This is a genomic window from Cryobacterium sp. Y82, assembly GCF_002929495.1.
GTDB classification, from domain to species: Bacteria; Actinomycetota; Actinomycetes; order Actinomycetales; family Microbacteriaceae; genus Cryobacterium; species Cryobacterium serini.
Genome location: NZ_PJJJ01000034.1, coordinates 188,410 through 214,101 on the forward strand (window position 1 = coordinate 188,410; position 25,692 = coordinate 214,101).

The following is a 25,692-nucleotide window of genomic DNA, read 5'->3' on the forward strand; positions in this document are numbered from 1 at the left end:
CGCAGGCGCTCGGGGCCTTCTAGCCGCCAATCTCCGTTGGTGTGAACGAGGTCCAGGCTATTCAGCCGCCGGCGAAGGGTGGGAGCACGTCGACCGCGTCGGTGGGCGCGAGCCTGACCGCGTCATCGCCGGCGCGGGCGCCGTTCACGAGCAGGGAACACAATCCCAGCACGCGCACGAACTCGGTGCCGTAGGCCTCGCCGAGTTGGGCCCGCAGCTCGCCGATCGTGCCAGCCGAGAGCGTGGCCGTTTCGGTCTGGGCGGCTTCGGCTGCGCCGGCAAAGAATCGCAGGGTCGCCATCAGAGCTTCTCGGGGGCCCAGTCGAGGGCGAGTTCGCTCGCGGCGGCGCAGGCAGCTTCAATATCGGCGCCCGTCCCACCGTTTTTCGCGGCGGCGAGGCCGATCAGAAAGGTGCTGAGCGGAGCGGCCGGCCGGGCCACATTGTGGGCAATATCGCGGGCCGCATCGAGCAGGTCTCCCACCGGCACGTCGGCCGGGTCGAGCTGGAGCCGGTCGGCGAGAGCGGTGAGCCACTCATCGAGCGCTTCGGGAGGCAACGGTGTAGAGCTCATTGGGGGTCACTCCTCGGGTCGGACAGAATTGTCGGAGCACCGGCCAGGCGAGCGGTGCTGCTCTCAACATCTTCCCACGTGTCCACGTCAGCACCGGCTTCGGATTCGTCCAGCAGCCCCATGAGGTGTAGTCCCGCGAGCAGCTCACGCATGCTGGCACCATTGACGCCATTGCCGAGTCGGGCCACAGCGGCGCGCAGGGCGGGGCCCCGGTAGATCCCGGCAAGCCATTGGGCATGGCCGGTGTCGTCGGTGAGGTGCACGCCTTCGGTCTGGTCACCGACGGTCTGTTCACCGACGGTCTCAAGAGCGGATGCTGCCGCGACGAGCAGGCGCGCGGCATCCGCTCCCCAGGGCAGATCGCAGGCGAGTACGAGCACCCAATCGGCGTTCGCCGCAAGCGCTGTGAGGCCGGCCGCTATGCCGGCCACCGGGCCGCCGAATGGTGGATCTTCGAGGGCCCAGATCAGGGCATCGCTCACTCGCTCGCCGGCGGCGGGCCGAGCGGCGGGCGGTCCGACGACGACAGCGTGCCGGGCGACCGGGCGAGCGTCGAGAACCCGGGAGAGCAGGGTGCGACCGGCAACCTCGACCGCGGGCTTCAGCGCGCCGCCGAGTCGGCTGCCGCGTCCGCCGGCGAGCACGATCAAATCGACCGTGGCGCCTGCAGCCGACTTCACGCCGCTGGCCGGGGAGATGGGCGCGCCTGATTTCGGTGGGTGCTACGGTAACCGGCAACGCGGTTGCCGAATGTAGGCGCGCCCGTGGCGGTGCATCCGTTGTGCGCGGCGGATGTGCCGGAAGCTGGCCGGGTCAAGCGCGCAGCCAGTCGCCGCTCTTGCCGCCGCTCTTGGCGAGCAGGCGCACGTTCTCGATCGTGACGGATTTATCGAGGCCCTTGACCATGTCGACGACGGCCAGGGCAGCGACCGAGACGGCGGTGAACGCCTCCATTTCGACGCCGGTGCGGTCGGCGGTGCGCACGGTGGCGGTGATGCTGACGCCGTCATCGTCGACGACGAGGTCGACGACAGCGCCGTGCACGCCGATTACGTGGGCCAGTGGGAGCAGGTCGGCGGTCTTCTTGGCGCCCTGGATTCCGGCGATGCGGGCCACGGCGAGCACGTCGCCCTTGGGCGCGGTGCCATCACGGAGGGCGGCGATCACTGTCGCGCCACAGCGCACGAAGCCGGCGGCGGTGGCGCTGCGCACGGTCGGAATCTTGTTGGTCACGTCGACCATGCGAGCCTGTCCGGCCGAGTCGAGGTGGGTGAATAGCTGTGCGGGCATGGCCGCTCCGGTCGTGTCGGTGGTGTGCGTCATGATGTCAGCATGACAGTGATGAGGTCGCCGCCGCGAATGTGAGTCGTGTCTTCGGCGATGATGGCGAGTCCGTTGGCCTGCGCGAGGCCGGCGACGAGGTGTGAGCCCGAGCCGCCGCGGGAGGCCGGGCGTGCCTCCATGCTGTCTTCGGTGCCATCGGTACGGTGCGTGACGACGACGGGCATGTACTGGGCGCGTCCGGACGGGGAACGCCAGCCATCGACGACGGTAGCTGTGATCGTGCGCCGCTGCAGGCTCCCGTGCCCGAGCAGACGCAGCAGGGCGGGTCGCACGAACACCTCGAATGAGACGTAGGCGCTGACCGGGTTGCCGGGCAGGGCGAAGATGAGCGGTCCGGGCACATTATCGGTGGCGGGCCAGCGGCCGAAACCCTGCGGCTTACCGGGTTGCATCTTGACCGGTCCGAAATCGACGGTACCGAGCGGTTTCAGCACGGCTTTGACCACGTCGTACGCTCCGACGCTCACCCCGCCGGAGAGCACGATCACGTCGACCTTGCCGACCAGCTCGGTGAGCACCGCGCGCAGCACGTCGTCGTTGTCGGGTACGGCGCCGATGCGAACGGCAATACCGCCGGCCTCGGCGACGGCCGCCGAGAGCAGAAAGGAGTTCGAGTCGGGAATCTGGCCGCGACGCGTCGGGCTGCCGGGAGTGACGAGTTCGCTGCCGGTCGAGATCACGGCCACCCGAGGTGCGGGGTGCACGAGTACCGTGCTGGTTCCGGCGCTCGCCGCTGCGGCGACCCGGGTGGGCCAGAGCACGCTGCCCGCGCGCAGCACCCGGTCGCCGGCGTGGGCGTCTTCACCGGCCCGGCGGATGTGCGCTGCGGGCTCGGGTGCTCGAACGACGGTGACCTGGTCGGTGCCCTGGTCGGTGTCTTCGATCGGCACGACGGCATCCGCCCCGTCGGGAATCGGCGCTCCCGTCATGATGCGCGCGACCTGCCCGGATGCCAGAGCCGGGTTCTGATCCGTTCCGGCGGCGAGGTCGGCCACGACGGGCAGGGTGATCGGGTTGTGAGCGGATGCTTCGAGCAAATCGGCGCGGATAACGGCGTAGCCGTCCATCGCGGAGTTGTCGAAGGGAGGCGTATCGGTCACCGTGAGTACGTCTTCGGCCAGCACGAGCCCGCGGGCCTCGTCGAGCTCGACCCGCACGGGCGGCAGGGGATCGACACTGCCGAGCACGATCGCGAGTTGCTCGGCAACGCTTCGTGCGGTTGCGGCGGGCGCGCAGGCATCCGCCCGATCGGTGTGCGAGTGCCCGTGTGTGCGTTCGGTGTCAGTCACGGGCTAGACCTGGCTGTCGGACTGGTCGGCGTTGCCAGCGTCGCTCGCCGAGGCGTGCCGCCCGGCCGGGACGGGCTCTGGTTCGGTCCAGCGGCTGCCGACACCCGGGGCGCCCCCGGCGGTGACGAGGTCATCCCAGGCGAGGATCCCGCCACTGAGCACCGAGACATCGGTGAATCCCGCCTCGCGCAGTGCGTTCGCGGCGCGGGCGGCCCGGCCGCCGGCGTGGCAGTGCACGATCAGTGGGGTGTTTTGGGGCAGCGCGGCGCGGCCACTGTCCGAGACCACCCCATTGGTGAGAAGCTCACCGATGGGCAGGAGCTGGGCCGTCGGAATCGAGCTTTCGGCGAATTCATTCGGCTCGCGCACGTCCACGACGAGAAATTTGTCGGTGCCGGCGCTCTGGGCGGCGAGGCGGTGAACAAGTTCCACGCTCGAGACCTCGGGGGTGCTCGTCATGGCCGCCTGGGCGAGCTCGGCTGAACGCTCGGCGGCGATCTCGGCGGCGGTCGGCTCGGCGGCAATGCCGGTTCCGAGCAACGGAATCTCGCTGAACCGACCCGACAGCGCGTCAATCACGAGCACCCGACCGATCAGCGGCGTGCCGATCCCGGTGATGAGCTTGATGGTTTCGGTCGCCATGAGCGACCCGACCTGGCCGCACAGCGCGCCGAGCACACCGGCGTCGGCGCAGTTGGGCACTTCGCCCTCGGCCGGTGGCGTCGGAAACAGGTCGCGCAGGTGCACTCCGGTGACGCCGCTACCGACCGGCGGAGTGGCCCAGAACACCGAGAGCTGGGCGTCGAATCGCAAAACGGATGCCCACACCAGCGGCAGCCCGAGCCGCGCGCAGGTGTCGTTCACGAGGAACCGGGTCGGAAAGTTGTCGGTGCCGTCGATGACGATGTCGTAGCCGCCGATGATCTCGGCCGCGTTGCTCGCCACGAGACGCTCGGAGTGCCGGACGACCGTGGTTTCCGGAGCGATCTCGGCGATGCGCTCGGCCGCACTGTCGACCTTGGGGCGGCCGACATCCGCTTGCCCGTGAACGATCTGGCGCTGCAGGTTGCTCGGTTCCACGTCGTCACCGTCGACAATGCCGATGGTGCCAACGCCGGCCGCTGCGAGGTAGAGCAGGGCGGGGGAGCCGAGCCCACCGGCGCCGAGCACGAGCACTCGGGCGTTGGCGAGGCGGCGCTGACCGAGTTCATTGAGCTGCGGGAGGCGGCGTTGGCGGGCGGTGCGCACGGATTCTAAGGCGCTGAGCCGATCAACGGGCTCGACAAGGGGAGGAATAGCCATGGCTTAACGCTAGGCGCTGCGCGGCCCCTCGGCCACCAGCTGGGCGGGAGGCTGCCGCCCAACCGCCCTGCAGAGCGCATAACTCCTGCAATCTGTCGCCGCCGCCGTCACTCTGCCCCTATCTGAGCGGAACCTACCAGTCGAACTCAGCAATTTGCAGGAGTTATGCGCATGGCGCGGGTGAGACCGATGTACTTTCTGGAACAACACAGAGTGGTTCGCGGGCCAGCCCGACCTGGTTTCTAGGACGGCAAGGAGTGGTATCCGCGACAGCCGAGAGTGGTTTCCTAAACAACCGGACGGGTCAAAACCGCAGATGCGGTGCTATCGTGCCATTCATGACGCAATATCGGATCAGTGAGGCCGCCGAGCTGCTCGGCGTCAGCGACGACACCGTACGACGCTGGGTCGACGGTGGCCGTCTTGCAGCGGATGCCGACGCCTCCGGTCGCCTCGCCGTCGACGGAACCGCGCTTGCGGCCTTCGCGGTCGATCAGGCGAGCACCCCGACCGACCCGTCGAGCGTGGGCCGCAGCGCCCGCAATCGGTTCGTCGGCATCGTCACCGCCATCACCATGGACACGGTTATGGCCCAGGTCGAACTGCAGTGTGGCCCACACCGCGTGGTCTCGCTCATGTCGAGCGAGGCCGTGCGCGAACTCGGCCTCGAGATCGGTTCGCTCAGTGTTGCCGTGATCAAGGCCACCAACGTGATCGTCGAAACTCCAGGACGGATGCCGTGACCCGCCCGGCCCTCGCAGCCCTTGCCGTGCTCGCCTTGGCCCTCACCGGCTGTGCACCATCGAACGCCTCGGACACCGGTCGACCGAGCGCGAGTGGCCTTGCGCCCCAGACCCTCAGCGTCTACGCTGCAGCGTCCCTCACCGGTGCCTTCGACGAGCTCGCCACCCTGCTCGAAGATCAGAATCCGGCCGTCGACGTGCAGGTCACCTATGACGGATCCTCCACCCTCGCCACCCAGATCGCGGCCGGCGCCCCCGCCGATGTGTTTGCCAGTGCCGACCAGAAGAACCTGCAGCCGCTCGCCGACGACGCACTGGTCGGCCCCGCCACCGTGTTCGCCGGTAACACCCTCCGTATCGCGGTCGCCCCCGGCAACCCGCTCCAGATCGAGACCCTGCAAGATCTCGCCCGCCCCGGCGTGATCACCGTGCTGTGCGCGGCGCAGGTGCCGTGCGGCGCGGCATCCGCCAGCCTGCTCGCCAACGCGGGCGTCAGCCTCACACCCGCCAGCGAGGAACAGAATGTGACGGCCGTCGTCACTAAGATCGCCGGGGGTGAAGCGGACGCCGGCCTCGTCTACGCGACGGACGTCGCCGCCAACCCCGACCGTATCCAGGGCGTAACCCCGGCCGGAGCGGATGCGGTCGTCGGGCACTATCCGATCGCGGTCGTAGCCGACAGCGCGCACGCCGAGGCCGCCCAGGCTTTCGTCGACCTGGTACTCTCGCCGGCCGGTCAGGCCGTGCTCGCCGCCCACGGGTTTCTCGCCCCGTGACGGTTCTTTGCCGCCCGGGCCCGGGCCCGGAAACCGGGCCCACGATAGATCATGGGCCCACCGACCGGGCCCGGGCCCGGAACGAGACGCACAGTGCGCGGCACATCGCTATCGGCACAGGCGGGCCCGGAACGGCGAACGTCCCCGGATGCGGCATCGCGCGCCCGGGCCCACCTTATGCAACAGGGCCCACGATAGATCATGGGCCCACCGACCGGGCCCGGGCCCGGGAAGTCACGGCCAGAGGCGGCATCCACCGGTGTGCACGCCCGGCGCACCGGAAGCGGCGCGCATGATCCCCCGCCTGCTCTATCTGCCTGCGAGCATCGGCCTGGCCCTGCTCGTTCTGCCGCTCGCCGGTCTGCTGCTCCAGGTCGACTGGCCCGGCCTGCCCGCTTTGCTCCTCTCGCAAGAAGCCCTGCAGCCGCTGGGGTTATCGCTGGCGACAGCATCCGTTTCGACGGTGCTCTGCCTGCTGCTCGGCGTGCCGCTGGCCGTCGTCATCGCCCGGTCGCAGCCGCGCGTGGCCGGCCTGTTACGCGCGCTCGTGACCGTGCCGCTCGTGTTGCCGCCCCTCGTCGGAGGCATCGCGCTGCTCTCCCTGCTGGGACGCGGCGGCGTGCTCGGCAGCACCCTCGAACTTGCTGGGCTGCGCATTCCGTTCACGACGGCCGCGGTCGTTATCGCGCAAACCTTCGTTGCCCTGCCCTTCCTGGTGATCGCGGTCGAGGGCGCCCTGCGCACCGCCGGGGTGCGCTATGAACGCGTTGCTGCGACCCTCGGCGCCGGTCGCGGAACGGTCTTCGCCCGCATCACGCTGCCGCTGGTGGCCCCCGGCCTGCTCGCCGGAACCGTTTTGAGCTTTGCCCGCGCCCTCGGAGAGTTTGGCGCGACCGCCCTGTTCGCCGGCAATCAGGCCGGCGTCACCCGCACCATGCCCCTCGCCATCTACACCGCCTTCAACGGTTCTGGCGTGACGACCGACCAGGCCGTTGCCCTGTCGTTGCTGCTCATAGCGGTCGCCGTGATCATCCTCGTGCTGGTCGGAACCCGCCGAGCGAGCGTGCTCTCGTGAACCAGGTTCGAGCGGATATTTCGTGACCCCCGCCCTCTGGAAATCCGCCGCCAATGCCCTGCTCGAGGCGAACCTGCAGCTCACTCGCGGCTCGTTCACCCTCGACGTGCAGCTCACCCTCGCGCCCGGCGAGGTGCTCGCGCTCCTCGGCCCGAACGGCTCGGGCAAGTCAACCGTGCTCGACCTGCTCGCCGGCCTCGCCACCCCCGACGCTGGAACCGTCACGATCGACGGCGCCGTCCTGACCGCGCCGGGGCGTTTCGTGCCACCCGAACGACGGGCGATCGGCCTGCTTGGTCAAGACTCACTGCTTTTCCCGCACCTGAGTGCTCGCGCCAACGTGGCCTTTGCGCTCCGCGTCGGGGACGCTCAATTGAACGCCTCCGAGGCCCGAAAAGAGGCGGACCGCTGGCTCGACCGGGTCGGTCTGAAGGACTTCGGCGGCAGCTTGCCCCGGGCGCTCTCCGGCGGACAACAGCAACGCGTCGCGCTCGCCCGAGCGTTGGCGGCCGGTCCGCGCGTGCTTCTGCTCGACGAGCCGATGGCCGCCCTCGACGCGGAGACCGCCCCGTTCATGCGCCAGCTCATCCGCGAGCAGCTCGCCGAAACCGGAACGAGCGCCATCATCGTCACCCACGACATCGTCGACGCGGTCGTACTCGCAAATCGCGTTGCCGTGCTGCACGACGGCGCACTCATCGACGAAGGCACGACTGCCGAGGTGCTGGCCGCCCCGCGCAATCCGTTCGTCGCGGCGCTCGCCGGCGTCAACCTCATCGTCGGCACCGTGCAAAGCGGCGGCGTCGTCGCCCCCGATGGCCGCATGTTCTGGGTGCGTCCAGCGGATGCCGACGACCTCGATGCTACTGGACCCGGCGCGGCCGTCTTTCGCCCGGCATCCGTCGTCGTGCAAACGGAACAGCCCCGTCATGCGAGCCCCCGAAACGTCTGGTCGGCCCGGGTAACCGCTATCGAGCCGGGCAGTGGCGGGGTGCGTCTCCGCACGAGCGGTGACCCCGAGGTCATCGCGGAACTCACCCCCGCCGCGGTCGCCGACCTCGGCTTGCAGCTCGGCTCGACGGTCTGGCTCTCGGTCAAGGCCACCGAGGTCAGTGCCTACCGTCGGTAGCGTCGCCCATGCCAGCGCATAACAGCGCTGTTGCGGGCCAGCCCCGCCGGCAGGGCTGCTTGAGCGCCAACCGGGGTACGTTGAAAGAACGACCAAGGAGAGCCATGACCCCGACTGAACTGCTCATCGAAGAGTTTTCCCGTATCCAGGGCAGCGTTCGGGCGACCCTGAAAAATGCGACCGTCGCCACGCTCACGTACCGAGCGGGTGCCGACGACAATACGATTGCCTGGCTGATTTGGCACCTGTCCCGCCTGCAGGACGACCATATCGCCGACCTGGCGGGCACCGAGCAGGTATACACCGGGCAGGGGTGGGAGAAACGATTCGACCTGCCGTTTGGGCCGGAGAGGATCGGCTACGGCTTCACCTCCGCCGAGGTCGCCGCCGTTCGCTCCGATGCGCACCTGCTCGGCGGCTACTACGACGCCGTGCACACTGCGACCCTTGCCTACCTGACCGCCCTGATCGCGGCGGATTTGGACGGGGTCGTCGATGCGTCCTGGACCCCCGCCGTCACCGTCGGAGTGCGCCTCGCGAGTGTGCTCTCCGACGACCTGCAGCACGCTGGCCAGGCCGCCTTCGTGCGCGGCCAAGCCGACCGCGCCGACGTCTGACCCGTGCGTCACCCAACACGCTATGGGAGATTCGAACCCCGTAAGTGGGGCTGTGCGTCACCCAACACGCTGTACTGCTGGTTTGGCGGAGAATGGGGGATTCGAACCCCCGAGGGCTTTCACCCAACACGCTTTCCAAGCGTGCGCCATAGGCCACTAGGCGAATTCTCCTGGCCGCCGTTCCAGTAAAGCAACGGCACCAGAGAATCTTACCTGTTTCCAGCGGATGCTGCCGCCACCGGCCGAGAGCGCGCTCGGTCGGCCACGCCCCACGTCGTACCCTAAACTGAGGTTCGGCTCCTCGCGTGGCGCCACCTTGGCCAATTCCCCCAGGACGGAAACGTAGCAAGGGTAACCGGGCTCTGGCGGGTGCGCGGGGAGTCTTTTCTATACTGAGCACCGCGGGGGCAATCAGGACTGCGCCCGTGTGCCGAGGCGGCGGTGCCGGCTTTCTTGATTGAAAAGCAGCAGGTAGACAGCGGTGTCCGCGGTTGCTGTTTGACAGTTGCCCAGTGCGGGACCAGCCTAAAGCTATGGAATACACCCAACTGGGCCGGTCCGGGCTCAAGGTCTCTCGACTCCGCCTCCGCGCCACGAACTTCGGCCCGGAAACAGACCCGACTGAATCGTTCGCCATCATGGACGCCGCCCAAGCCGCGGGAATCAACGACGTCGACACCGCCAACGTCGCATGGTGACGCGCGGGCTCGACGTGTTGTTCATCGGCGGCACCGGCGTGATCAGCGCCGCCGCCGCCGCACGTGCGGTCGCGACCGGGCACCGCCTCACGGTGCTGAACCGGGCCACGACAACCCAGCGCCCGGTTCCGGTCGGTGTGGAGGTGCTCACCGCGGATGGGCGCAATCCGGCCTCGATCCGGGCTGCTGTGGGCAGGCGAACCTTCGATGTGGTCGTAGACTTCGTTGCCTTCACGGCCGAGCATGTGGCGGCCGATATCGAGCTGTTTACGGGGCGCACGGGCCAATTCGTGTTCATCAGTTCGGCGTCGGCCTACCAGAAGCCGCCGGCTCGACTCCCGATCCTGGAATCCACGCCGCTTCACAACCCGTACTCGCAGTATTCGAGAGACAAGATTGCCTCTGAAGACCTGTTGGTCGCGGCCTACCGCGAGCGGGGATTCCCGGTCACGATCGTGCGCCCGTCGCATACCTACGACCAGACTGCGATTCCGCTCACCGGCGGGTGGAGTGACATCGTCAGCATGCGGGCCGGCCGCCCCGTGCTGGTGCACGGCGACGGTACCTCGCTCTGGACCCTCACGCACAGCACGGACTTCGCCAAAGCCTTTGTTGGGCTGTTCGGCCTGCCGCAGGCCATCGGAGACACTTTCACCATCACCTCCGACGAATTTCTGCCGTGGAATATGATCTACGAGGTCTACGCGAAGGCGGCGGGCGCGCTCCTGCCCGAGCTGGTGCACGTGGCATCGGAGACCATCGCGGCCGCGGTGCCGCATCTGGGCCCGGCACTGCTCGGAGACAAGGCCCATTCCGTCATCTTCGACAACAGTAAGGTGAAGGCCCTCGTGCCCGATTTCGTCTGCACCACCCCGCTCGCGCTCGGCGCACGGGACAGCATCCGTTGGTTCGACGCACACCCCGACGCGCAGGTCAGAGATGAGCGCCTCGAGCTCAGCTTCGACGCGCTCATGGACGCGGCAAGGACGAGTACCACGATGAGTGTCTCGGCTCCGGCGGCAACGGCATAGACCTACGAAACCGTCGCCAACGGTTCGGCGGGACCTTTGGCACTTGAGGCACGACCAAGGCTGAATAGGATGGAAGAAGCGCGGCTGCGTGGCCGCGAGACGATGCGGAGGACCGATGATCCACGATTCCGGCACCATGACCTGGCCTGTGCGTGCACCCGCACCGCTTCGCCCAGAGGCCCTCGCGAGCATCGACGCCTGGTGGCGTGCCGCGAATTATCTCGCCGTCGGCCAGATTTACCTGCTCGGCAACGCCCTGCTGACAGAGCCCCTCACCCGCGACCACGTCAAGCCGCGCCTGCTCGGGCACTGGGGCACAACGCCCGGCCTCAACTTTCTCTACGCGCACCTCAACCGTGCTATTCAGGAACGCAGCCAGAGCACCATCTACATCACCGGCCCGGGCCACGGCGGCCCCGGAATGGTCGCGAACGCCTACCTCGACGGCACCTACACCGAGGTCTACGCCGACATCGAACAGAACGCTCACGGTGTGCAGAAACTGTTTCGCCAGTTCTCCTTTCCCGGCGGCATCCCCAGCCACGCTTCCCCCGAACTCCCCGGATCCATCCACGAGGGCGGCGAACTCGGCTACGCCCTCAGCCACGCCTACGGTGCCGCATTCGACAATCCCAACCTGCTCGTGGCCGCGGTGGTCGGTGACGGCGAGGCCGAAACCGGCCCGCTCGCCACCAGCTGGCACTCCAACAAGTTCATCGACCCGCTTCACGACGGCGTCGTGCTGCCCATTTTGCACCTCAACGGGTACAAGATCGCCAACCCCACCGTGCTCGCGCGCATTCCCGAAGACGAGCTGCTCGACCTCATGCGCGGCTATGGGCACACTCCGTATATCGTCTCCGGCGGTTTCGACGGTGAAGATCCGCTGCTCGTGCACGCCCGCATGGCCGAGACACTTGACCTGGTGCTCAACCAGATTGCCGAGATCAAGGCAGCCGCGGCTAAGGCCGAGAAAAACAACGAGGATTTTGCCCGCCCGCGCTGGCCGATGATCATCCTGCGCACCCCCAAAGGCTGGACCTGTCCCGCCATCATCGACGGCGTGCAGGTCGAGAACACCTGGCGGGCGCATCAGGTTCCGCTTGCCAACGCCCGGGACACCCCGGAGCACACGGCCCTGCTCGAAGAGTGGATGCTCTCCTACCGTCCCGCAGAGCTGTTCGACTCCAACGGTGCTCCCGTCGCACAAATCCGAGCTCTTGCCCCGGTCGGTCCCCTACGCATGAGCGCCAACCCGGTCGCCAACGGCGGACTCCTGCGCCGCGACCTGCACCTGCCAGACTTTCGCGATTTCGCCGTGGACGTGCCAGAGCCGGGTGCAACGCTGGACGAAGCGACGCGCGTGCTCGGCGGCTACCTGGCCGAGGTCATCCGCTTGAATCCCGATAACTTTCGCATCTTCGGGCCGGATGAAACCGCCTCAAACCGGCTGGCCCCGCCGGTCTACGAGGTGACCGATAAGCAGTGGAACGCCGAGCTCAAGCCCGGCGACACCAACCTCGCCCGCGCCGGCCGCGTCATGGAGGTGTTGAGTGAGCACCAGTGCCAGGGCTGGCTCGAAGGCTACCTGCTCACCGGGCGGCACGGGCTGTTCAACTGCTACGAAGCCTTCATCCACATCGTCGATTCCATGTTCAACCAGCACGCCAAGTGGCTCAAGGTGACCGCCGACATTCCGTGGCGGACGCCGATCGCGAGCCTGAACTACCTGCTCAGCTCGCACGTCTGGCGGCAGGATCACAACGGGTTCAGCCATCAGGACCCCGGATTCATCGACCACGTGGTCAATAAGAGCGCCGACGTGGTGCGGGTCTACCTGCCCTTCGACGCGAACACGCTGCTGAGCACCTACGACCACTGCCTGCGCAGCGTCAACTATGTCAACGTGGTCGTGGCCGGCAAGCAGCTCGCGCCTAACCTGCTCACCATGACCGAGGCCGTCGCCCACTGCACCAGGGGACTGGGCATCTTCGACTGGGCCGGCACCGAAATTGCCGGTCAGGAGCCCGATGTCGTGCTGGCCGCGGCCGGTGACGTTCCGACGCTCGAGGTACTCGCCGCCGCTGAGATTCTGCGTGAGAACCTGCCGGATCTCAAGCTGCGGGTCGTGAACGTCGTCGACCTGATGCGCCTGCAGTCCGAGGATGATCACCCGCACGGCCTGAGCGACAGCGCCTTCGATGCCGTCTTCACGCCGGACAAGCCCATCATTTTCGCCTATCACGGCTACCCGTGGCTCATTCATCGGCTCACCTACAAGCGTCACGGCCACGAGAACCTGCACGCCCGCGGCTACAAGGAGAACGGCACGACGACGACCCCGTTCGACATGGTCATGCTCAATGACCTTGACCGGTATCACCTCGTCATGGACGTCATCGATCGCACCCCCGGCCTCGCCGCCCGCGCCGGCCTGCTCCGGCAGCAGATGCAGGATGCCCGCCTGGCCGCGCGCCAATACACCCGGGACTTCGGCGAAGACCTGCCAGCCGTCACCGACTGGTCCTGGTCGAAAACGGATGCCGCGCCGCGCGCCGACCAAACCGGCAGCGACAACGTCTAGAACAAACTTCCACCTCACATACGCTTGAATGGACACCGTGGCTCGAAGCATCTATATCACCAGCGCCGAAGGTAATACCGGCAAATCTTCAATCGCTCTCGGCGTGCTCGACACGCTCACCCACCTTGTGGAGCGAGTCGGTGTGTTCCGACCCGTCGCCCGCACCGCGACCGAACCGGATTACGTCGTCGAGCTGCTGCTGCGACATCTCAAGGCCAACGCCGGCCCCGGCGCCTTGGCCGGGCAGACCTACGAGCAGAGCATCGGTGTCAGCTACGACGACGTCAACACCGACCCTGACGCAGCCCTCGCTCGCATCGTTGCGCGCTACAAAGCCATCGAAGCGATCTGCGACACGGTCGTCGTCATCGGCAGTGACTACACCGACGTCGGCAGCCCCACCGAACTCGCCTTCAATGCCCGCATCGCCGCGAACCTTGGCGCCCCTGTGCTGCTCGTGCTCGGCGGCCGTGTCGGCCCCGGTGAGGGCGAACGCCTCGGCCAGAGCGACGCCCGCTCGGCCGTGGATATCGGCCAGCAGACCGACGTAGCGCTGGCGGAATTGCGCGACGAACACGCATCCATTTTGGCGATTATCGTCAACCGCGCCGATGAAAACGCTCTGCCGCAGATTATCGACGTGGTGCGCGCCACGACCAACGCCCAGCCGGCGCGCTCGGGCGGAGCGTTCGGCGTGCCGATCTGGGCGATTCCCGAAGATCCCTACCTTGTGGCGCCGAGCATGCAGAGCATCATGGAGGCGACCGAAGGCACCCTGATCAAGGGCGATCCGGCCCTGCTGGCCCGCGAGGCGCTGGGGATCGTCGTGGCGGCGATGTCGATGGTCAACGTGCTGCCGCGCCTGATCGAGGGCGCTGTCGTCGTCGTTCCCGGTGACCGCGAGGATGTGCTGCTGGCTGTTCTGCTCGCCAACGCCTCCGCGACGTTCCCGTCGATCGCCGGCATCGTGCTCAACGGCGGTTTCGAACTGCCCGACGCGATCCAACGGCTGATGGAAGGCCTCGCGCCGTCGCTGCCGATCATTAGGTCGCCGCTCGGCTCCTACGACACGACCATGCGCATCACCCGCACCCGTGGGCGGCTCGCCGCTGACTCGCAGCGCAAGCACGACACCGCGCTGGCCCTGTTCGAAACGCACGTCGACGCATCCGCTTTGCTCGACCGGCTCGACGTCAGCCCGACCGAGGTCGTCACCCCGCTTATGTTCGAGTACGCGCTGCTCGAACGCGCGCGGCAAAACCGCCAGCACATCGTGCTCCCCGAGGGGGAGGACGACCGTGTGTTGCGCGCCGCCGCGACACTACTAGCCCGCGATGTGGTCGAACTGACCATCCTCGGCGAGGAATTCGAGGTTCGCTCGCGCGCCATCGGACTCGGGCTCGACATCTCCAAGGCCCACGTCGTGAGCCCCTACGACGACCTACTGCGCCTGAAATTTGCGCAGGAATATATGCAGTTGCGAGCACATAAGGGAATCACGCTCGACCAAGCCAACGAGACCGTCACCGACGTGAGCTACTTCGGAACCATGATGGTGCAGCTGGGGCTCGCCGACGGCATGGTTTCCGGCGCCACCCACACCACCGCGCACACCATCCGGCCGAGCTTCGAAATCATCAAGACCCAGGCCGGCGTCGGCGTCGTGTCGAGTGTGTTCCTCATGGCGCTCGCCGACCGCGTGCTCGTCTACGGCGACTGCGCCGTAATCCCGGTGCCGACTGCCGAGCAGCTCGCCGACATCGCCATTTCAGCGGCGGCGACGGCCGTGCAGTTCGGCATCGAGCCGCGCATCGCGATGCTGTCGTACTCCACCGGAACTTCCGGCGAGGGCGCCGACGTCGAGAAGGTGCGCGCCGCCACCGCCCTCCTGCGCGAGCGCCGGCCCGACCTGCTGGTCGAAGGCCCGATTCAGTACGATGCAGCAGCGGATGCCGCGGTCGCCGCCACGAAGATGCCCGGTTCCAGCGTGGCTGGCCGCGCCACCGTATTCATCTTTCCCGACCTGAACACCGGCAACAACACCTACAAGGCCGTGCAGCGCAGCGCTGGCGCTGTCGCGATCGGCCCCGTGCTGCAGGGCCTGCGCAAGGCGATCAACGACCTCTCCCGCGGCGCCCTCGTGCAGGACATCGTCAACACCGTCGCGATCACGGCCATCCAGGCCGCCGGGCTGACGGATGCCGCGGTACCGGCCCGGGACGCCACTCCGGCCGGAGCCACTCGATGACGGCTGTTCTGGTCGTCAATTCCGGGTCGAGCTCGTTCAAGTACCAGCTCATCGAAATGGACACCGAAACCACCCTCGCGAGTGGGCTGGTGGAGCGTATCGGAGAGCTAATCGGGCAGTCCTCGCATTCCGTCGCCGCGACCGATTCGGCAAGCGACGTTCCGGCATCCGCTGATCAGAAATCGAAGCGAGAGCTGCCCATTCCCGACCACACAGCCGGATTCGCGGTCATGCTGGAGGCGTTCGCGGCGCACGGGCCGTCGCTGGCCGAGCACGCGCCGGTTGCCGTCGGGCACCGGGTGGTGCACGGCGGGGCACGTTTTCACGAGCCGACCCTGGTGACGCCGCAGGTCGAGCGCGACATCGACGAGCTGTCCGGGCTCGCACCGTTGCACAACCCGGGCGCGCTGCAGGGCATCGTCGCGGCCGGGGAGGCCTTCGCGGATGTGCCGCACGTTGCCATTTTCGACACTGCGTTTCACCAGACCTTGCCGTCAGAAGCTTTCACCTATGCGATAAACGCCGATTTGGCCGATCGGTTTCGCATCCGCCGCTACGGTTTTCACGGCACCAGCCACGGCTTTGTCGCGCGCGCGGCGGCGATCTTTCTGAAACGACCGGTCGAAAATCTAAACCAGATCGTACTGCACCTCGGCAACGGCGCATCGGTCTGTGCGGTTGCGGGCGGCCGTTCGGTCGAGACCAGCATGGGCATGACGCCGCTGGAGGGACTCGTCATGGGCACCCGCACCGGCGACATCGATGCGGGTGTGCTGTTCCACCTGAACCGTCGGGCCGGACTCGACTTCGACGAGCTCGACACCCTGCTGAACCGGGGCAGCGGACTGCTTGGCCTGACCGGCCGCGGTGACATGCGCGACGTGATGGAAGCCGCCGCCGCTGGTGACGGGCCATCGGAGCTCGCGATCGACGTGTATGTGCACCGGATCAAAGGTTATGTCGGGGCGTACTACGCGCAGCTCGGCCGGGTCGATGTGATTTCGTTCACGGCCGGTGTCGGTGAGAACGCGCCGCTCGTGCGTGAACGGTCGCTCGCCGGGCTGGAGGCGCTGGGCATCCGCATTGATCCGGAGCGCAACGCCGCCCCCTCTCGCGGCGTCCGGGTGATCAGCGCCGACGACTCCGCCGTCACCGTGCTGGTGGTTCCCACCAACGAAGAGCTCGAGATCGCCCGCCAGACCCTCGCAACGGTGCGCTAGGCGGCAGCCGACCCACACCCGTTGTACGTAATGCCGGTAAATCTGGGACACTCCGTCGTAATTCAGGATGCAGCCCGGCGTGTCGCGAAATTTACCGGCGTTAGCTACGCGGGTCACCACCACGGCTCGTTCCGGCCGTGGACTCGGCGACCGTGGCGGCGATCTCGGAGCCGACGCGCATCCGCAACCGTGCGTTCGATCGCCGCGAGAGTCGTTGCCCACTCGAACATGACGTGCCGGTACGACAACCGCAGAGTCCGTCGGCCCAGCCCTTCGACCATCAGATCCCTGTCGTAATCGGAGCCGAGCCTTGCTGCTCCATGCCACTGCCGTCCATCAATCTCGAGCGCGACGCAATCGTCAACGACGAGGTCTTCGCGAATCGACCCGCGCCAGGTACCAATTTGGCCCTGCGCCACGACGGTGAAGCCGTGATGACGCAGTCGTCGGCGCGTCAGGGTTTCCAGCCCCGAGTCCGCGGTGTCCTCCATTTCCCGAAGACCCGGCTGCAGCCGTGCCGGTGCAAGCACGCACAGACGACGAAGCTCGGTGGGCGTGATGAATTTGAGGTGTTGAGCCGATTCCAGACAGGCGATCGCGTTCTCCTCGTCGAGACAATGGATGGCCTGCCACACCGCTTCCAGAGGGTCGACCATCCACGACTGTCCGGCTCGGGCGAACCGCGGCGCTGCTCCGTGAAAGTGCAGTTCGCGTCCGCTCTGGTCGGTACTCGGGCGGGTGATCGCGCCGCCGCCCCGGGCATTCGCTGGGCGCATGATGTGCAACGCGGAATGCATGCCAGACCAGACACCGAACCGATGTACGGCACTGACACACGCGATCTGCGCGTGCAGCGCTGCGGCCTGGCGCTGCTCGGCATCGGCGTGCGCGCAGACATAGATGCCGCGGGCTGCCCGAGCAATGTATCCTGCTTGCAGCGCGGCTCGAATTTCGCGTGCGCTGATCCCGCGGCGAAATAGTTCGTCGGTTGTGGCGACGTGACCGATAGAGCACACAATCAGAAGCGCACGCATGCCGCGAGAATGCCGGATCCAGCCTCTAGACGGGGGTAAACAAGCCAATCTGGGCACAAGCGGATGCTGCGCCCGCCTGGGGAGGAGGCTCCCGCCGCACGCAATGCCGGTAAAAATCTCAACACGCCGCAAATCGCGCCGTATTTGAACGGTGTGTCTCAAATCTGCCGGTTTTACGTACCAGTCAGACCGACGGGTTAGGCGCGGTCTCGGTGGCAGGCGGGCGAGTGTCGGTGCGGGCAAGTACCATTGAGAACGTGGTTACCGCCCTGTATCGCCGCTACCGGCCAGAGACCTTTGCCGAGATGATCGGTCAGTCCCAAGTGACCGATCCACTGATGACGGCCCTTCGCACCAACCGGGTGAATCACGCCTATCTGTTCAGCGGTCCGCGCGGCTGCGGCAAGACCACGAGCGCGCGCATCCTGGCCCGCTGCCTGAACTGTGCTGAGGGTCCCACCGACACCCCGTGCGGTGTCTGCCCCAGCTGTGTTGAACTTGCCCGTGACGGCGGTGGCTCCCTCGATGTCGTCGAGATCGACGCAGCGAGCCACAACGGTGTCGATGACGCCCGCGATATTCGCGAGCGGGCCATCTTCGCGCCGGCCCGCGACCGCTACAAAATCTTCATCCTCGATGAGGCTCACATGGTTACGCCGCAAGGCTTCAACGCGCTGCTCAAGATCGTCGAAGAGCCTCCGGAACACGTGAAATTCATCTTCGCGACTACCGAGCCCGAAAAGGTGATCGGCACCATCCGCTCGCGTACCCATCACTATCCGTTTCGGCTAGTGCCGCCTGGACCGATGCTCGAATACGTGCAGCAGATGTGCGAGACCGAGAAGATGGTCGTTGCCCCCGGGGTGTTGCCGCTCGTCGTGCGCGCCGGCGGTGGCTCACCGCGCGACACTCTTTCGCTCCTTGACCAGCTCATGGCCGGGTCTGACGGGCAGTCGATTGAGTATGAGCGCGCCGTGGCGCTGCTGGGGTACACGAGTGCGTCCCTGCTCGATGAGGCCGTTGAGGCCATTGGCGCCCGCGATCCAGCCGCCGCGTTCGACGCGGTCGACCGGGTCATCCAGACCGGGCAAGATCCACGGCGGTTCGTCGAAGACCTTCTGGAACGCATGCGCGACCTCATCATCGTCGCGGCCACGAGCGTTGCGGGGGTGGCGGCCGTGCTGCGCGGGGTACCGCAAGACGAACTCGAGCGCATGAACGTGCAGGCCGCCGCCTTTGGTGCGGCCGAACTCTCCCGCACCGCCGACATTCTGAACGCCGCGCTCACCGAGATGAGCGGGGCCACCTCGCCGCGTCTGCACCTCGAGCTCATGATCGCGCGCGCCCTGATTCCCGCGACCGATGACACGACCCGCGGTGCCTTGGCCCGGGTCGAGCGCCTCGAGCGTCGCATCGGCGTCGACGGTGTTGCGGCGGCGCCCTTCGGTGGTGCTTCGGCGAATTCCGTGCCGCAAGTGGCACAAGTGGCACAAGTATCACCCGCACCCGCACCGATGGTGGAGCCTGCCGAGACTCCCACTCCGGGAATGCGGCCTTTCTCCGCAGTGTCGCCATCTTCCACGCCAGAACCCTCGACGCGAGCACCCTCGCCGCTGACCGAGTCTGCACAACCGGTAGCTGAGTTTGCCATTTCGAGATCGCAGGCTGACCGCCCCGCCGTCGTCCCCGGCGCCCCGGTCACTCTGCAGCAGCTCAAGGACGCCTGGCCGGAGATTCTCGAAGCCGTCAAGACCGAGAAGACCACGGCGTGGCTCGTCGTCTACACCGCTCAGGTACTCGGCCTCAACGGCGACGTGCTCGCCCTCTCGTTCCCGAGCCAGGCTGACGTCGAGAGCTTCAAGCAGCAAAAGGTTCCCGGAATGGGAACCAGCGATTTTCTACGCACCGCGATCGTCGCCGTGCTTGGCCTGCGTGTTAAATTCATCGCGCGCGTCGAAGCGAGCCGTGAGACCTCCTCGCCCAGCGCGTCATCCGGTGCCTCGCCGACCGTCGCCGCGGAGCCTGCGCCGGCAGCCCCCGCACTTGAATCAATCGAAGTCGCGGTACCCGCTGCTGATTCGACCCCGCGCACTGCGCCGGCCGCCGCCGCTGCTGTGCGCGAGGGCGCATCATCGGCCGCAGGCGCGTCACCGGTCGCCGCATCAACCAGTGGGTGGGCCACCGTGGCCATCCCCGGTTCGCCCAACGGTCCGGCACTGCCCGTCATCGCCGACGCGACAACGGATGCGGCCGACGCCCCTGCGCTGGTTTCGACGACTGCCCCGATCTCGATCTCGACCTCGACGTCCGAGTCCGTGCCCTCGGTTCCGACTTCCGATGCGGTGAAGTCTGCGTCGACCGAGGCCGCCGCGTCGTTCTCCCAGCCGCAGCCCAATGACGAGCCGCAGCCTGATGACGAGCCGCAGTTCGACGACGTACCTCCGCCGTTCGATGACGACGTTCCCCCAGAGATCGATGCACCCGCCGACGAACGTGTGCCGAACTACGCGGCGCAGCCCGAGGCATCAGCTGTCCAGACCAACGCTGTGCAGGTTAACGCTGTGCAGACCAACGCTGTGCAGACCAACGCTGTGCAGACCAACGCTGTGCAGACCAACGCTGTGCAAACCAACGCTGTGCAGACCAACGCTGTGCAGACCAACGCTGTGCAGACCAGCGCGCAGCGTGGGCGGCAGCACCCGAACGCCGGCCAGCGAGGCGCCCCAAAGGATTCGTCGCGGGCGCCGTCGTTCCAAGAGAAGCAGCGCTACGGCGAGGCCGTCGTGCGCGAGATACTCGGCGCCACCTTCATCGAAGAGCAGCCGTACACCGCGGCGCCCCGAACCAGAAACGACTATTAGACCATGTATGAAGGCATCGTTCAGGAACTGATCGACGAGCTCGGCCAACTTCCCGGCATCGGCCCCAAATCAGCCCAGCGCATCGCATTCCACATTCTGCAGACCGAGAAATTCGACGTGACCCGGTTGGCGAATGTGTTGCTCGAGGTGCGCGACAAGGTGCGGTTCTGTGAAATTTGCGGCAATGTTTCCGAGCAGCCAACCTGTCTGATCTGCCGTGACCCACGCCGAGACCCCACGTCAATCTGCGTGGTTGAAGAGGCCAAGGACGTCGTAGCAATCGAGCGCACCCGCGAATTCAAGGGGCTCTACCACGTGCTCGGCGGAGCCATCAGCCCGATCGACGGCGTCGGCCCCGACGACCTGCGCATCCGTCAGCTGATGCAGCGTCTCGCCGATAACACCGTGCAGGAGGTTATCATCGCGACCGACCCGAACCTCGAGGGAGAGGCCACCGCGACCTACCTGTCGCGCCTGCTCACAACGCTTGAGATTAAGGTGACCCGCCTCGCCTCCGGATTGCCGGTGGGGGGTGACCTCGAGTACGCCGACGAGGTCACCCTCGGCCGCGCCTTCGAGGGCCGCCGCGAGGTCGCGCACTAGTCACTTTCGCCCCGCCGCCCGGGTCAATCCCACCACCCCCGGCGCATCCGCCCTCTTTTGGGACGGGGACGGGCCCCGTCCCTGGGCCAGTTTATAGACTGGGCCCAGGGTCATAGGGTGGGCCCAGCCAGCGGATGCCCTGACCGTGACACCCGACACCCCACCCCGCCGCGCAGCGTCACATGGCACCGACTCCGAGCGCCAGCATTTAGAATGGGACCTTGGACGCGGCGCGCATGATCTGCCCGCAAACCCCCATCTCAGGAGTCATATGAGCTTGATCGTGCAGAAGTTCGGCGGGTCATCTGTCGCCGATGCCGAAAGTATCAAGAGGGTCGCCAAGCGCATCGTCGATACCCGCAAAGCTGGCAACGAGGTGGTCGTCGCCGTCTCGGCGATGGGCGACAGCACTGACGAACTGCTCGACCTCGCCCATCAGGTCACGCCGTTGCCCGCCCCGCGCGAACTCGACATGCTGCTCACGGCTGGCGAACGCATCTCGATGGCGCTGCTCGCGATGGCTATCAAAAGCCTCGGCTACGACGCACGCTCCTTCACCGGAAGCCAGGCCGGCATGATCACGGATGCCCGCCACGGCTCCGCGCGCATCGTCGACGTCACACCGGGGCGCATCCGTTCGGCGCTCGACGAGGGTGCCGTCGCTATCGTCGCCGGTTTCCAGGGGTTCAATCGCGACACCAAAGACATCACCACCCTCGGCCGGGGCGGCTCCGATACCACCGCCGTCGCCCTCGCTGCTGCCCTCGATGCCGATATTTGCGAGATCTACACCGATGTCGATGGCGTCTTCACAGCGGATCCGCGCGTCGTTCCCCGCGCCCGTAAGCTCGAGCGCGTCACGAGCGAAGAGATGCTGGAACTGGCCGCTGCGGGGGCCAAGGTTCTGTATATTCGCGCGGTGGAATACGCGCGGCGGCACGGCGTCACGCTGCACGTGCGCTCCTCGTTCAACAACAACACCGGCACCATCGTGTACAACGCCGTGACCGCGCGAGAAAAAGGAGAAATCGTGGAAGAGCCAATCATCGCCGGAATCGCCGCTGACCTGAGTGAGGCGAAGGTCACCGTGGTCGGTGTGCCCGATATCCCCGGTAAGGCCGCGCTTATCTTCAAGATCGTCGCGCGCACCAATGCCAACGTCGACATGATCGTGCAGAACGTGTCGGCTGCCGCCACCGGGCTCACCGACATCTCGTTCACGCTGCCTAAGTCGGAAGGTGAGCGGGTGCTCACCGCGCTGACCAACGAGAAGGAGCTCATCGGTTTCACGAGCCTGCAGTACGACGACCAGATCGCCAAGCTCGCTCTGGTCGGCGGCGGCATGCGCACCAATACCGGCGTCTCGGCGAAACTATTCGAGGCCCTCTACGAGGCAGGAATCAACATCGAAATGATCTCGACGAGTGAGATCCGCATCTCGGTGGTCACCCGGGCCGACACCATCAATGAGGCCCTGCGCGTGGTGCACACCGCGTTCGAGCTCGACGGCGAGATCGAGGCCGTCGTGCACGGCGGCTCCGGCCGCTAGCCCGCACGTCTCGGGCCAAACGGATGCCCCCGCTTCCCCAAAACCCACCCCACCGCCTTCTTCACGTTCATAACTCCTGCAATTTGCCACCATCGTCTTTGACTTCCCTGTAATTACGCGGGAGTGTACCCACGGGCGAGGAAATTGCAGGAGTTACGCTCCAGAACGGCGGGAAGCCTTGCAGCATGAAGTGCCCGTGAGGGCGAACGACGTTAGGAAACACACGTGACCACCTCAGCCAATACAGTCGGTATCAACATCGGCGTCGTCGGAGCCACCGGGCAGGTCGGCGCCGTGGTGCGCCGCCTGCTTGAGGAGCGCGATTTTCCGGTCAAGAGCATCCGCTTCTTCGCCTCGGCCCGCTCGGCCGGCAGCACCCTCACCTTCAAGGGCGAGCCGATCACGGTCGAAGACGCCTCGATCGCCGACCCCACCGGGCTCGACGTGGCCATCTTCTCGGCCGGCGCGACGCTCTCCAAGGCGCAGGCCCCGCGCTTCGCCGCGGCCGGCGTGCTGGTCGTCGACAACTCGAGTGGCTGGCGCATGGACCCGGACGTTCCCCTCGTCGTCAGCGAGGTCAACCCCGAAGCCATCAAACGGGCCGTCAAGGGCATCATCGCGAACCCCAACTGCACGACCATGGCCGCCATGCCCGTGCTCAAGGTGTTACACGATGAGGCCGGCCTCAAGCGGCTCATCGTCAGCACCTATCAGGCAGTCTCCGGCAGCGGACTGGCCGGCGCGTTCGAACTAGCCAGCCAGGTGCGCGTCGCCGCGCAAGACGAGAACCTGCTGCAGCTCGTGCACGATGGAGCTTCGGTCACGCTGCCCGAGCCCACCATCTACGCCCGTCCGATCGCGTTCGACGTGATTCCGCTCGCCGGCTCCATCGTCGATGACGGCCAGTTCGAGACCGATGAAGAGAAGAAGCTGCGCAATGAGAGCCGCAAGATTCTCGAATTGCCCGAGCTGCTGGTTTCGGGAACCTGCGTGCGCGTACCCGTGTTCACCGGCCACTCCCTCTCGATCAACGTCGAGTTCGCCAAGCCGATCAGCGTTGCCCGCGCCCAAGAATTGCTGAAAACCGCCCCCGGCGTCGAGCTGACCGACATCCCCACGCCGCTGCAGGCAGCCGGGCAAGACGCCAGCTTCGTCGGTCGCATCCGCCAGGATGAAGGCGTAGCGGATGGCCGTGGCCTCGCCCTCTTCATCAGTAACGACAACCTCCGCAAGGGCGCAGCACTAAACGCCGTGCAAATCGCCGAGCTTATCGCCACCGCGCGAGTCATCGCCTGAACTGAGCCCTGAGGCCGATCACCGTCCGCTCTGGCTGTCCTCGCCCGCTGTGGTGGACGGGGCCCGGGCCCGCCTGCGCCAGGTGATCGACAACCTGTTCTCCAACGCCATCAAATACAACATCACGGGCGGTCGCATTGAGGCGACCTCCGAGCTCGTCCACCCGCCGGTAGGCGTCGGCCGCGGCGGGGCTGGGTGGTGCGGTCCGGCGCATCCGCTCGCAGCGATACACTCAAAAGTGTGAATTCTCAGGGAACTGTTGACGTAGTCCTCATTGGTGGCGGCATCATGAGCGCCACCCTCGGTACGCTCCTGAAGGAGTTGCAGCCCGACTGGCGCATTGAGGTCTACGAGCGTCTCGGTGAACTTGCCCAGGAGAGCTCGAACCCGTGGAACAACGCCGGCACCGGCCACGCGGGACTGTGCGAGCTCAACTATATGCCGCAGGCACCCGATGGGTCCGTCACCGCCGACAAGGCCGTCGTCATCAACGAGCAGTTTCAGATCAGCCGCCAGCTGTGGGCTCACCTCGTTTCCATCGGCGCCCTGCCAGAGCCGAACAAATTCATCAACTCCACCCCGCACATGACCTTCGTGCACGGCAAAGCCAACGTGGAGTACCTGCGCAAGCGCCATGCGGTGCTCGCCACCGAGCCGTTGTTCGCCGGTATGGAGTTCAGCGATGACGCCGAAAAGATCGGCACCTGGACTCCGCTGCTCACCCGCAAGCGCCCGGCGGACCAGAAGATCGCCGCCACCCGCATCGTGAGCGGCACCGACGTGGACTTCGGCGCCCTCACCCGGCTGCTGTTCGAAAACCTCGAAGAGCAGGGGGTCACGATGCACATGAACGAGCAGGTCGTCGGTCTGGGGCACAAAGCGGATGGCACGTGGAACCTCAAGCTGCTGCGCCAAGTCGGCCAGACCCGCAGCACCATCAACGCCCGTTTCGTCTTCGTCGGTGCTGGCGGTGGCGCCCTGGCTCTGCTGCAGCAGAGCGGAATCCCCGAAATCAAGGGCTTCGGGGGGTTCCCGATCAGCGGTCAGTTTCTGCGCACCACAAATCCGAAGCTTGTCGCCCAGCATCAGGCCAAGGTCTACGGCAAGGCAGCCAAGGGTGCGCCGCCCATGTCGGTGCCGCACCTCGACACCCGCGTGGTCGACGGCGAAATGTCGCTGTTGTTCGGCCCGTATGCCGGTTTCAGCCCCAAGTTCTTGAAGTCGAGCACGTGGTTTGATCTGCCGTTCTCCATTCGCGCGCACAACCTCGGCCCCATGCTCGCCGTCGCGCGTCACAACTTCGATCTCATGAAATACCTGATCGGTGAGGTATTCGCGTCGCGAGGTGACAAGCTCAAGGCTTTGCGCGAGTTCATTCCAACCGCGGTAGCTGAAGACTGGGAGCTCATCACGGCCGGCCAGCGCGTGCAGGTCATGAAGAAGGATGCCAAGCTCGGCGGAGTGCTGCAGTTCGGCACGGAGGTCATCACCTCGTCCGACGGCTCGATTGCCGGCTTGCTCGGAGCCTCGCCGGGAGCCTCGACGGCCGCACCGATCATGGTGGACCTGCTGGCCCGCTGCTTCCCCGACCGCATCGAAGGCTGGAAGCCGCGCATCCGCCAGATGATCCCGAGCTACGGCACCAAGCTCTCCGACGACCCGGCCGCTGCTGCCGCCTCGCTCGCCGCCACCGCCGAGGTGCTGCAACTCAGCAACTAGC

21 protein-coding genes, 1 tRNA gene, 1 other RNA gene and 1 pseudogene are annotated in these 25,692 nt (G+C 66.6%); 16 read left to right on the forward strand and 8 right to left on the reverse strand.

Annotation, left to right across the window (positions count from 1 at the left end):
* Positions 1–61 precede the first annotated feature (61 nt).
* The 6 genes from CXY70_RS11845 to CXY70_RS11870 form a co-directional block, all read right to left on the reverse strand.
* A complete protein-coding gene (locus CXY70_RS11845; RefSeq protein ID WP_104192561.1) occupies positions 62–301 on the reverse strand; it encodes a MoaD/ThiS family protein in 240 nt (79 codons plus the stop codon).
* Positions 301–573 carry a DUF6457 domain-containing protein gene (locus CXY70_RS11850; RefSeq protein WP_104192562.1) on the reverse strand — a complete coding sequence of 91 codons (273 nt, stop codon included), beginning with the start codon at positions 571–573 and terminating at the stop codon, positions 301–303. Before CXY70_RS11850 ends, CXY70_RS11845 begins: the two co-directional genes overlap by 1 nt.
* Positions 570–1,253, reverse strand: a complete 684-nt coding sequence (locus CXY70_RS11855; protein WP_199183425.1) for a molybdenum cofactor guanylyltransferase — start codon at positions 1,251–1,253, stop codon at positions 570–572. The genes CXY70_RS11850 and CXY70_RS11855 overlap by 4 nt, the downstream gene beginning before the upstream one ends.
* Positions 1,254–1,386: 133 nt before the next feature.
* Positions 1,387–1,896 (reverse strand): cyclic pyranopterin monophosphate synthase MoaC, encoded by a 510-nt coding sequence (gene moaC, locus CXY70_RS11860; RefSeq protein ID WP_233205911.1) that lies wholly within the window; start codon positions 1,894–1,896, stop codon positions 1,387–1,389.
* On the reverse strand, positions 1,893–3,206 hold the full coding sequence (gene glp, locus CXY70_RS11865; protein WP_104192563.1) for a gephyrin-like molybdotransferase Glp: 1,314 nt from the start codon (positions 3,204–3,206) through the stop codon (positions 1,893–1,895). The genes moaC and glp overlap by 4 nt, the downstream gene beginning before the upstream one ends.
* A gap of 3 nt (positions 3,207–3,209) precedes the next feature.
* Positions 3,210–4,508: a ThiF family adenylyltransferase gene (locus CXY70_RS11870; RefSeq protein ID WP_104192564.1), complete on the reverse strand. Its 1,299-nt coding sequence runs from the start codon at positions 4,506–4,508 to the stop codon at positions 3,210–3,212.
* Between the two features lie 338 nt (positions 4,509–4,846).
* Here CXY70_RS11870 and CXY70_RS11875 point away from each other — a divergent pair, with 338 nt between their 5' ends.
* The 5 genes from CXY70_RS11875 (at position 4,847) to CXY70_RS11895 (ending at position 8,848) form a co-directional block, all read left to right on the forward strand.
* On the forward strand, positions 4,847–5,251 hold the full coding sequence (locus CXY70_RS11875) for a molybdopterin-binding protein (protein WP_104192565.1): 405 nt from the start codon (positions 4,847–4,849) through the stop codon (positions 5,249–5,251).
* Entirely contained in the window at positions 5,248–6,027 is a 780-nt protein-coding gene (gene modA, locus CXY70_RS11880; protein ID WP_104192566.1) for a molybdate ABC transporter substrate-binding protein, read from the forward strand. The genes CXY70_RS11875 and modA overlap by 4 nt, the downstream gene beginning before the upstream one ends.
* 292 nt (positions 6,028–6,319) lie before the next feature.
* Entirely contained in the window at positions 6,320–7,102 is a 783-nt protein-coding gene (locus CXY70_RS11885) for an ABC transporter permease (RefSeq protein WP_104192567.1), read from the forward strand.
* A 22-nt stretch (positions 7,103–7,124) separates the two neighbouring features.
* Complete coding sequence (locus CXY70_RS11890; RefSeq protein ID WP_104192568.1) at positions 7,125–8,231, forward strand: sulfate/molybdate ABC transporter ATP-binding protein; 1,107 nt, start codon at positions 7,125–7,127, stop codon at positions 8,229–8,231.
* A gap of 104 nt (positions 8,232–8,335) precedes the next feature.
* On the forward strand, positions 8,336–8,848 hold the full coding sequence (locus CXY70_RS11895; RefSeq protein ID WP_104192569.1) for a DUF664 domain-containing protein: 513 nt from the start codon (positions 8,336–8,338) through the stop codon (positions 8,846–8,848).
* 83 nt (positions 8,849–8,931) lie between these two features.
* Here CXY70_RS11895 and CXY70_RS11900 read toward each other — a convergent pair.
* A tRNA-Ser gene (locus CXY70_RS11900) sits at positions 8,932–9,019 on the reverse strand.
* 121 nt (positions 9,020–9,140) lie between these two features.
* Here CXY70_RS11900 and ffs point away from each other — a divergent pair.
* From ffs to CXY70_RS11930, 6 genes and pseudogenes are all read left to right on the forward strand, one after another.
* Positions 9,141–9,237, forward strand: an RNA gene (ffs, locus tag CXY70_RS11905) — signal recognition particle sRNA small type.
* A gap of 144 nt (positions 9,238–9,381) precedes the next feature.
* Positions 9,382–9,537: pseudogene (locus tag CXY70_RS11910) on the forward strand (aldo/keto reductase); the annotation flags it as partial.
* Positions 9,538–9,539: 2 nt separating this feature from the next.
* Positions 9,540–10,577: an NAD-dependent epimerase/dehydratase family protein gene (locus tag CXY70_RS11915; protein ID WP_104192570.1), complete on the forward strand. Its 1,038-nt coding sequence runs from the start codon at positions 9,540–9,542 to the stop codon at positions 10,575–10,577.
* 136 nt (positions 10,578–10,713) lie between these two features.
* Positions 10,714–13,161, forward strand: a complete 2,448-nt coding sequence (locus tag CXY70_RS11920; RefSeq protein WP_233205917.1) for a phosphoketolase — start codon at positions 10,714–10,716, stop codon at positions 13,159–13,161.
* 37 nt (positions 13,162–13,198) lie between these two features.
* Positions 13,199–15,409: a phosphate acetyltransferase gene (gene pta, locus CXY70_RS11925; protein WP_104192630.1), complete on the forward strand. Its 2,211-nt coding sequence runs from the start codon at positions 13,199–13,201 to the stop codon at positions 15,407–15,409.
* Entirely contained in the window at positions 15,406–16,629 is a 1,224-nt protein-coding gene (locus CXY70_RS11930; RefSeq protein ID WP_104192572.1) for an acetate/propionate family kinase, read from the forward strand. Before pta ends, CXY70_RS11930 begins: the two co-directional genes overlap by 4 nt.
* Before the next feature lie 113 nt (positions 16,630–16,742).
* On the opposite strand, the gene CXY70_RS11935 is transcribed toward CXY70_RS11930, so the two are convergent.
* On the reverse strand, positions 16,743–17,663 hold the full coding sequence (locus CXY70_RS11935; RefSeq protein WP_104192573.1) for a type IV toxin-antitoxin system AbiEi family antitoxin domain-containing protein: 921 nt from the start codon (positions 17,661–17,663) through the stop codon (positions 16,743–16,745).
* A gap of 257 nt (positions 17,664–17,920) precedes the next feature.
* Here CXY70_RS11935 and CXY70_RS11940 point away from each other — a divergent pair, with 257 nt between their 5' ends.
* From CXY70_RS11940 to CXY70_RS11965, 5 genes are all read left to right on the forward strand, one after another.
* Complete coding sequence (locus CXY70_RS11940) at positions 17,921–20,524, forward strand: DNA polymerase III subunit gamma and tau (RefSeq protein WP_104192631.1); 2,604 nt, start codon at positions 17,921–17,923, stop codon at positions 20,522–20,524.
* A 3-nt stretch (positions 20,525–20,527) separates the two neighbouring features.
* A complete protein-coding gene (gene recR, locus CXY70_RS11945) occupies positions 20,528–21,127 on the forward strand; it encodes a recombination mediator RecR (RefSeq protein WP_104192574.1) in 600 nt (199 codons plus the stop codon).
* A 271-nt stretch (positions 21,128–21,398) separates the two neighbouring features.
* Positions 21,399–22,676 (forward strand): aspartate kinase, encoded by a 1,278-nt coding sequence (locus CXY70_RS11950; RefSeq protein WP_104192575.1) that lies wholly within the window; start codon positions 21,399–21,401, stop codon positions 22,674–22,676.
* Positions 22,677–22,901: 225 nt separating this feature from the next.
* Positions 22,902–23,972 carry an aspartate-semialdehyde dehydrogenase gene (locus CXY70_RS11955; RefSeq protein WP_104192576.1) on the forward strand — a complete coding sequence of 357 codons (1,071 nt, stop codon included), beginning with the start codon at positions 22,902–22,904 and terminating at the stop codon, positions 23,970–23,972.
* A 288-nt stretch (positions 23,973–24,260) separates the two neighbouring features.
* Positions 24,261–25,691 carry a malate:quinone oxidoreductase gene (locus CXY70_RS11965; protein ID WP_233205918.1) on the forward strand — a complete coding sequence of 477 codons (1,431 nt, stop codon included), beginning with the start codon at positions 24,261–24,263 and terminating at the stop codon, positions 25,689–25,691.
* Position 25,692: the final 1 nt, after the last annotated feature.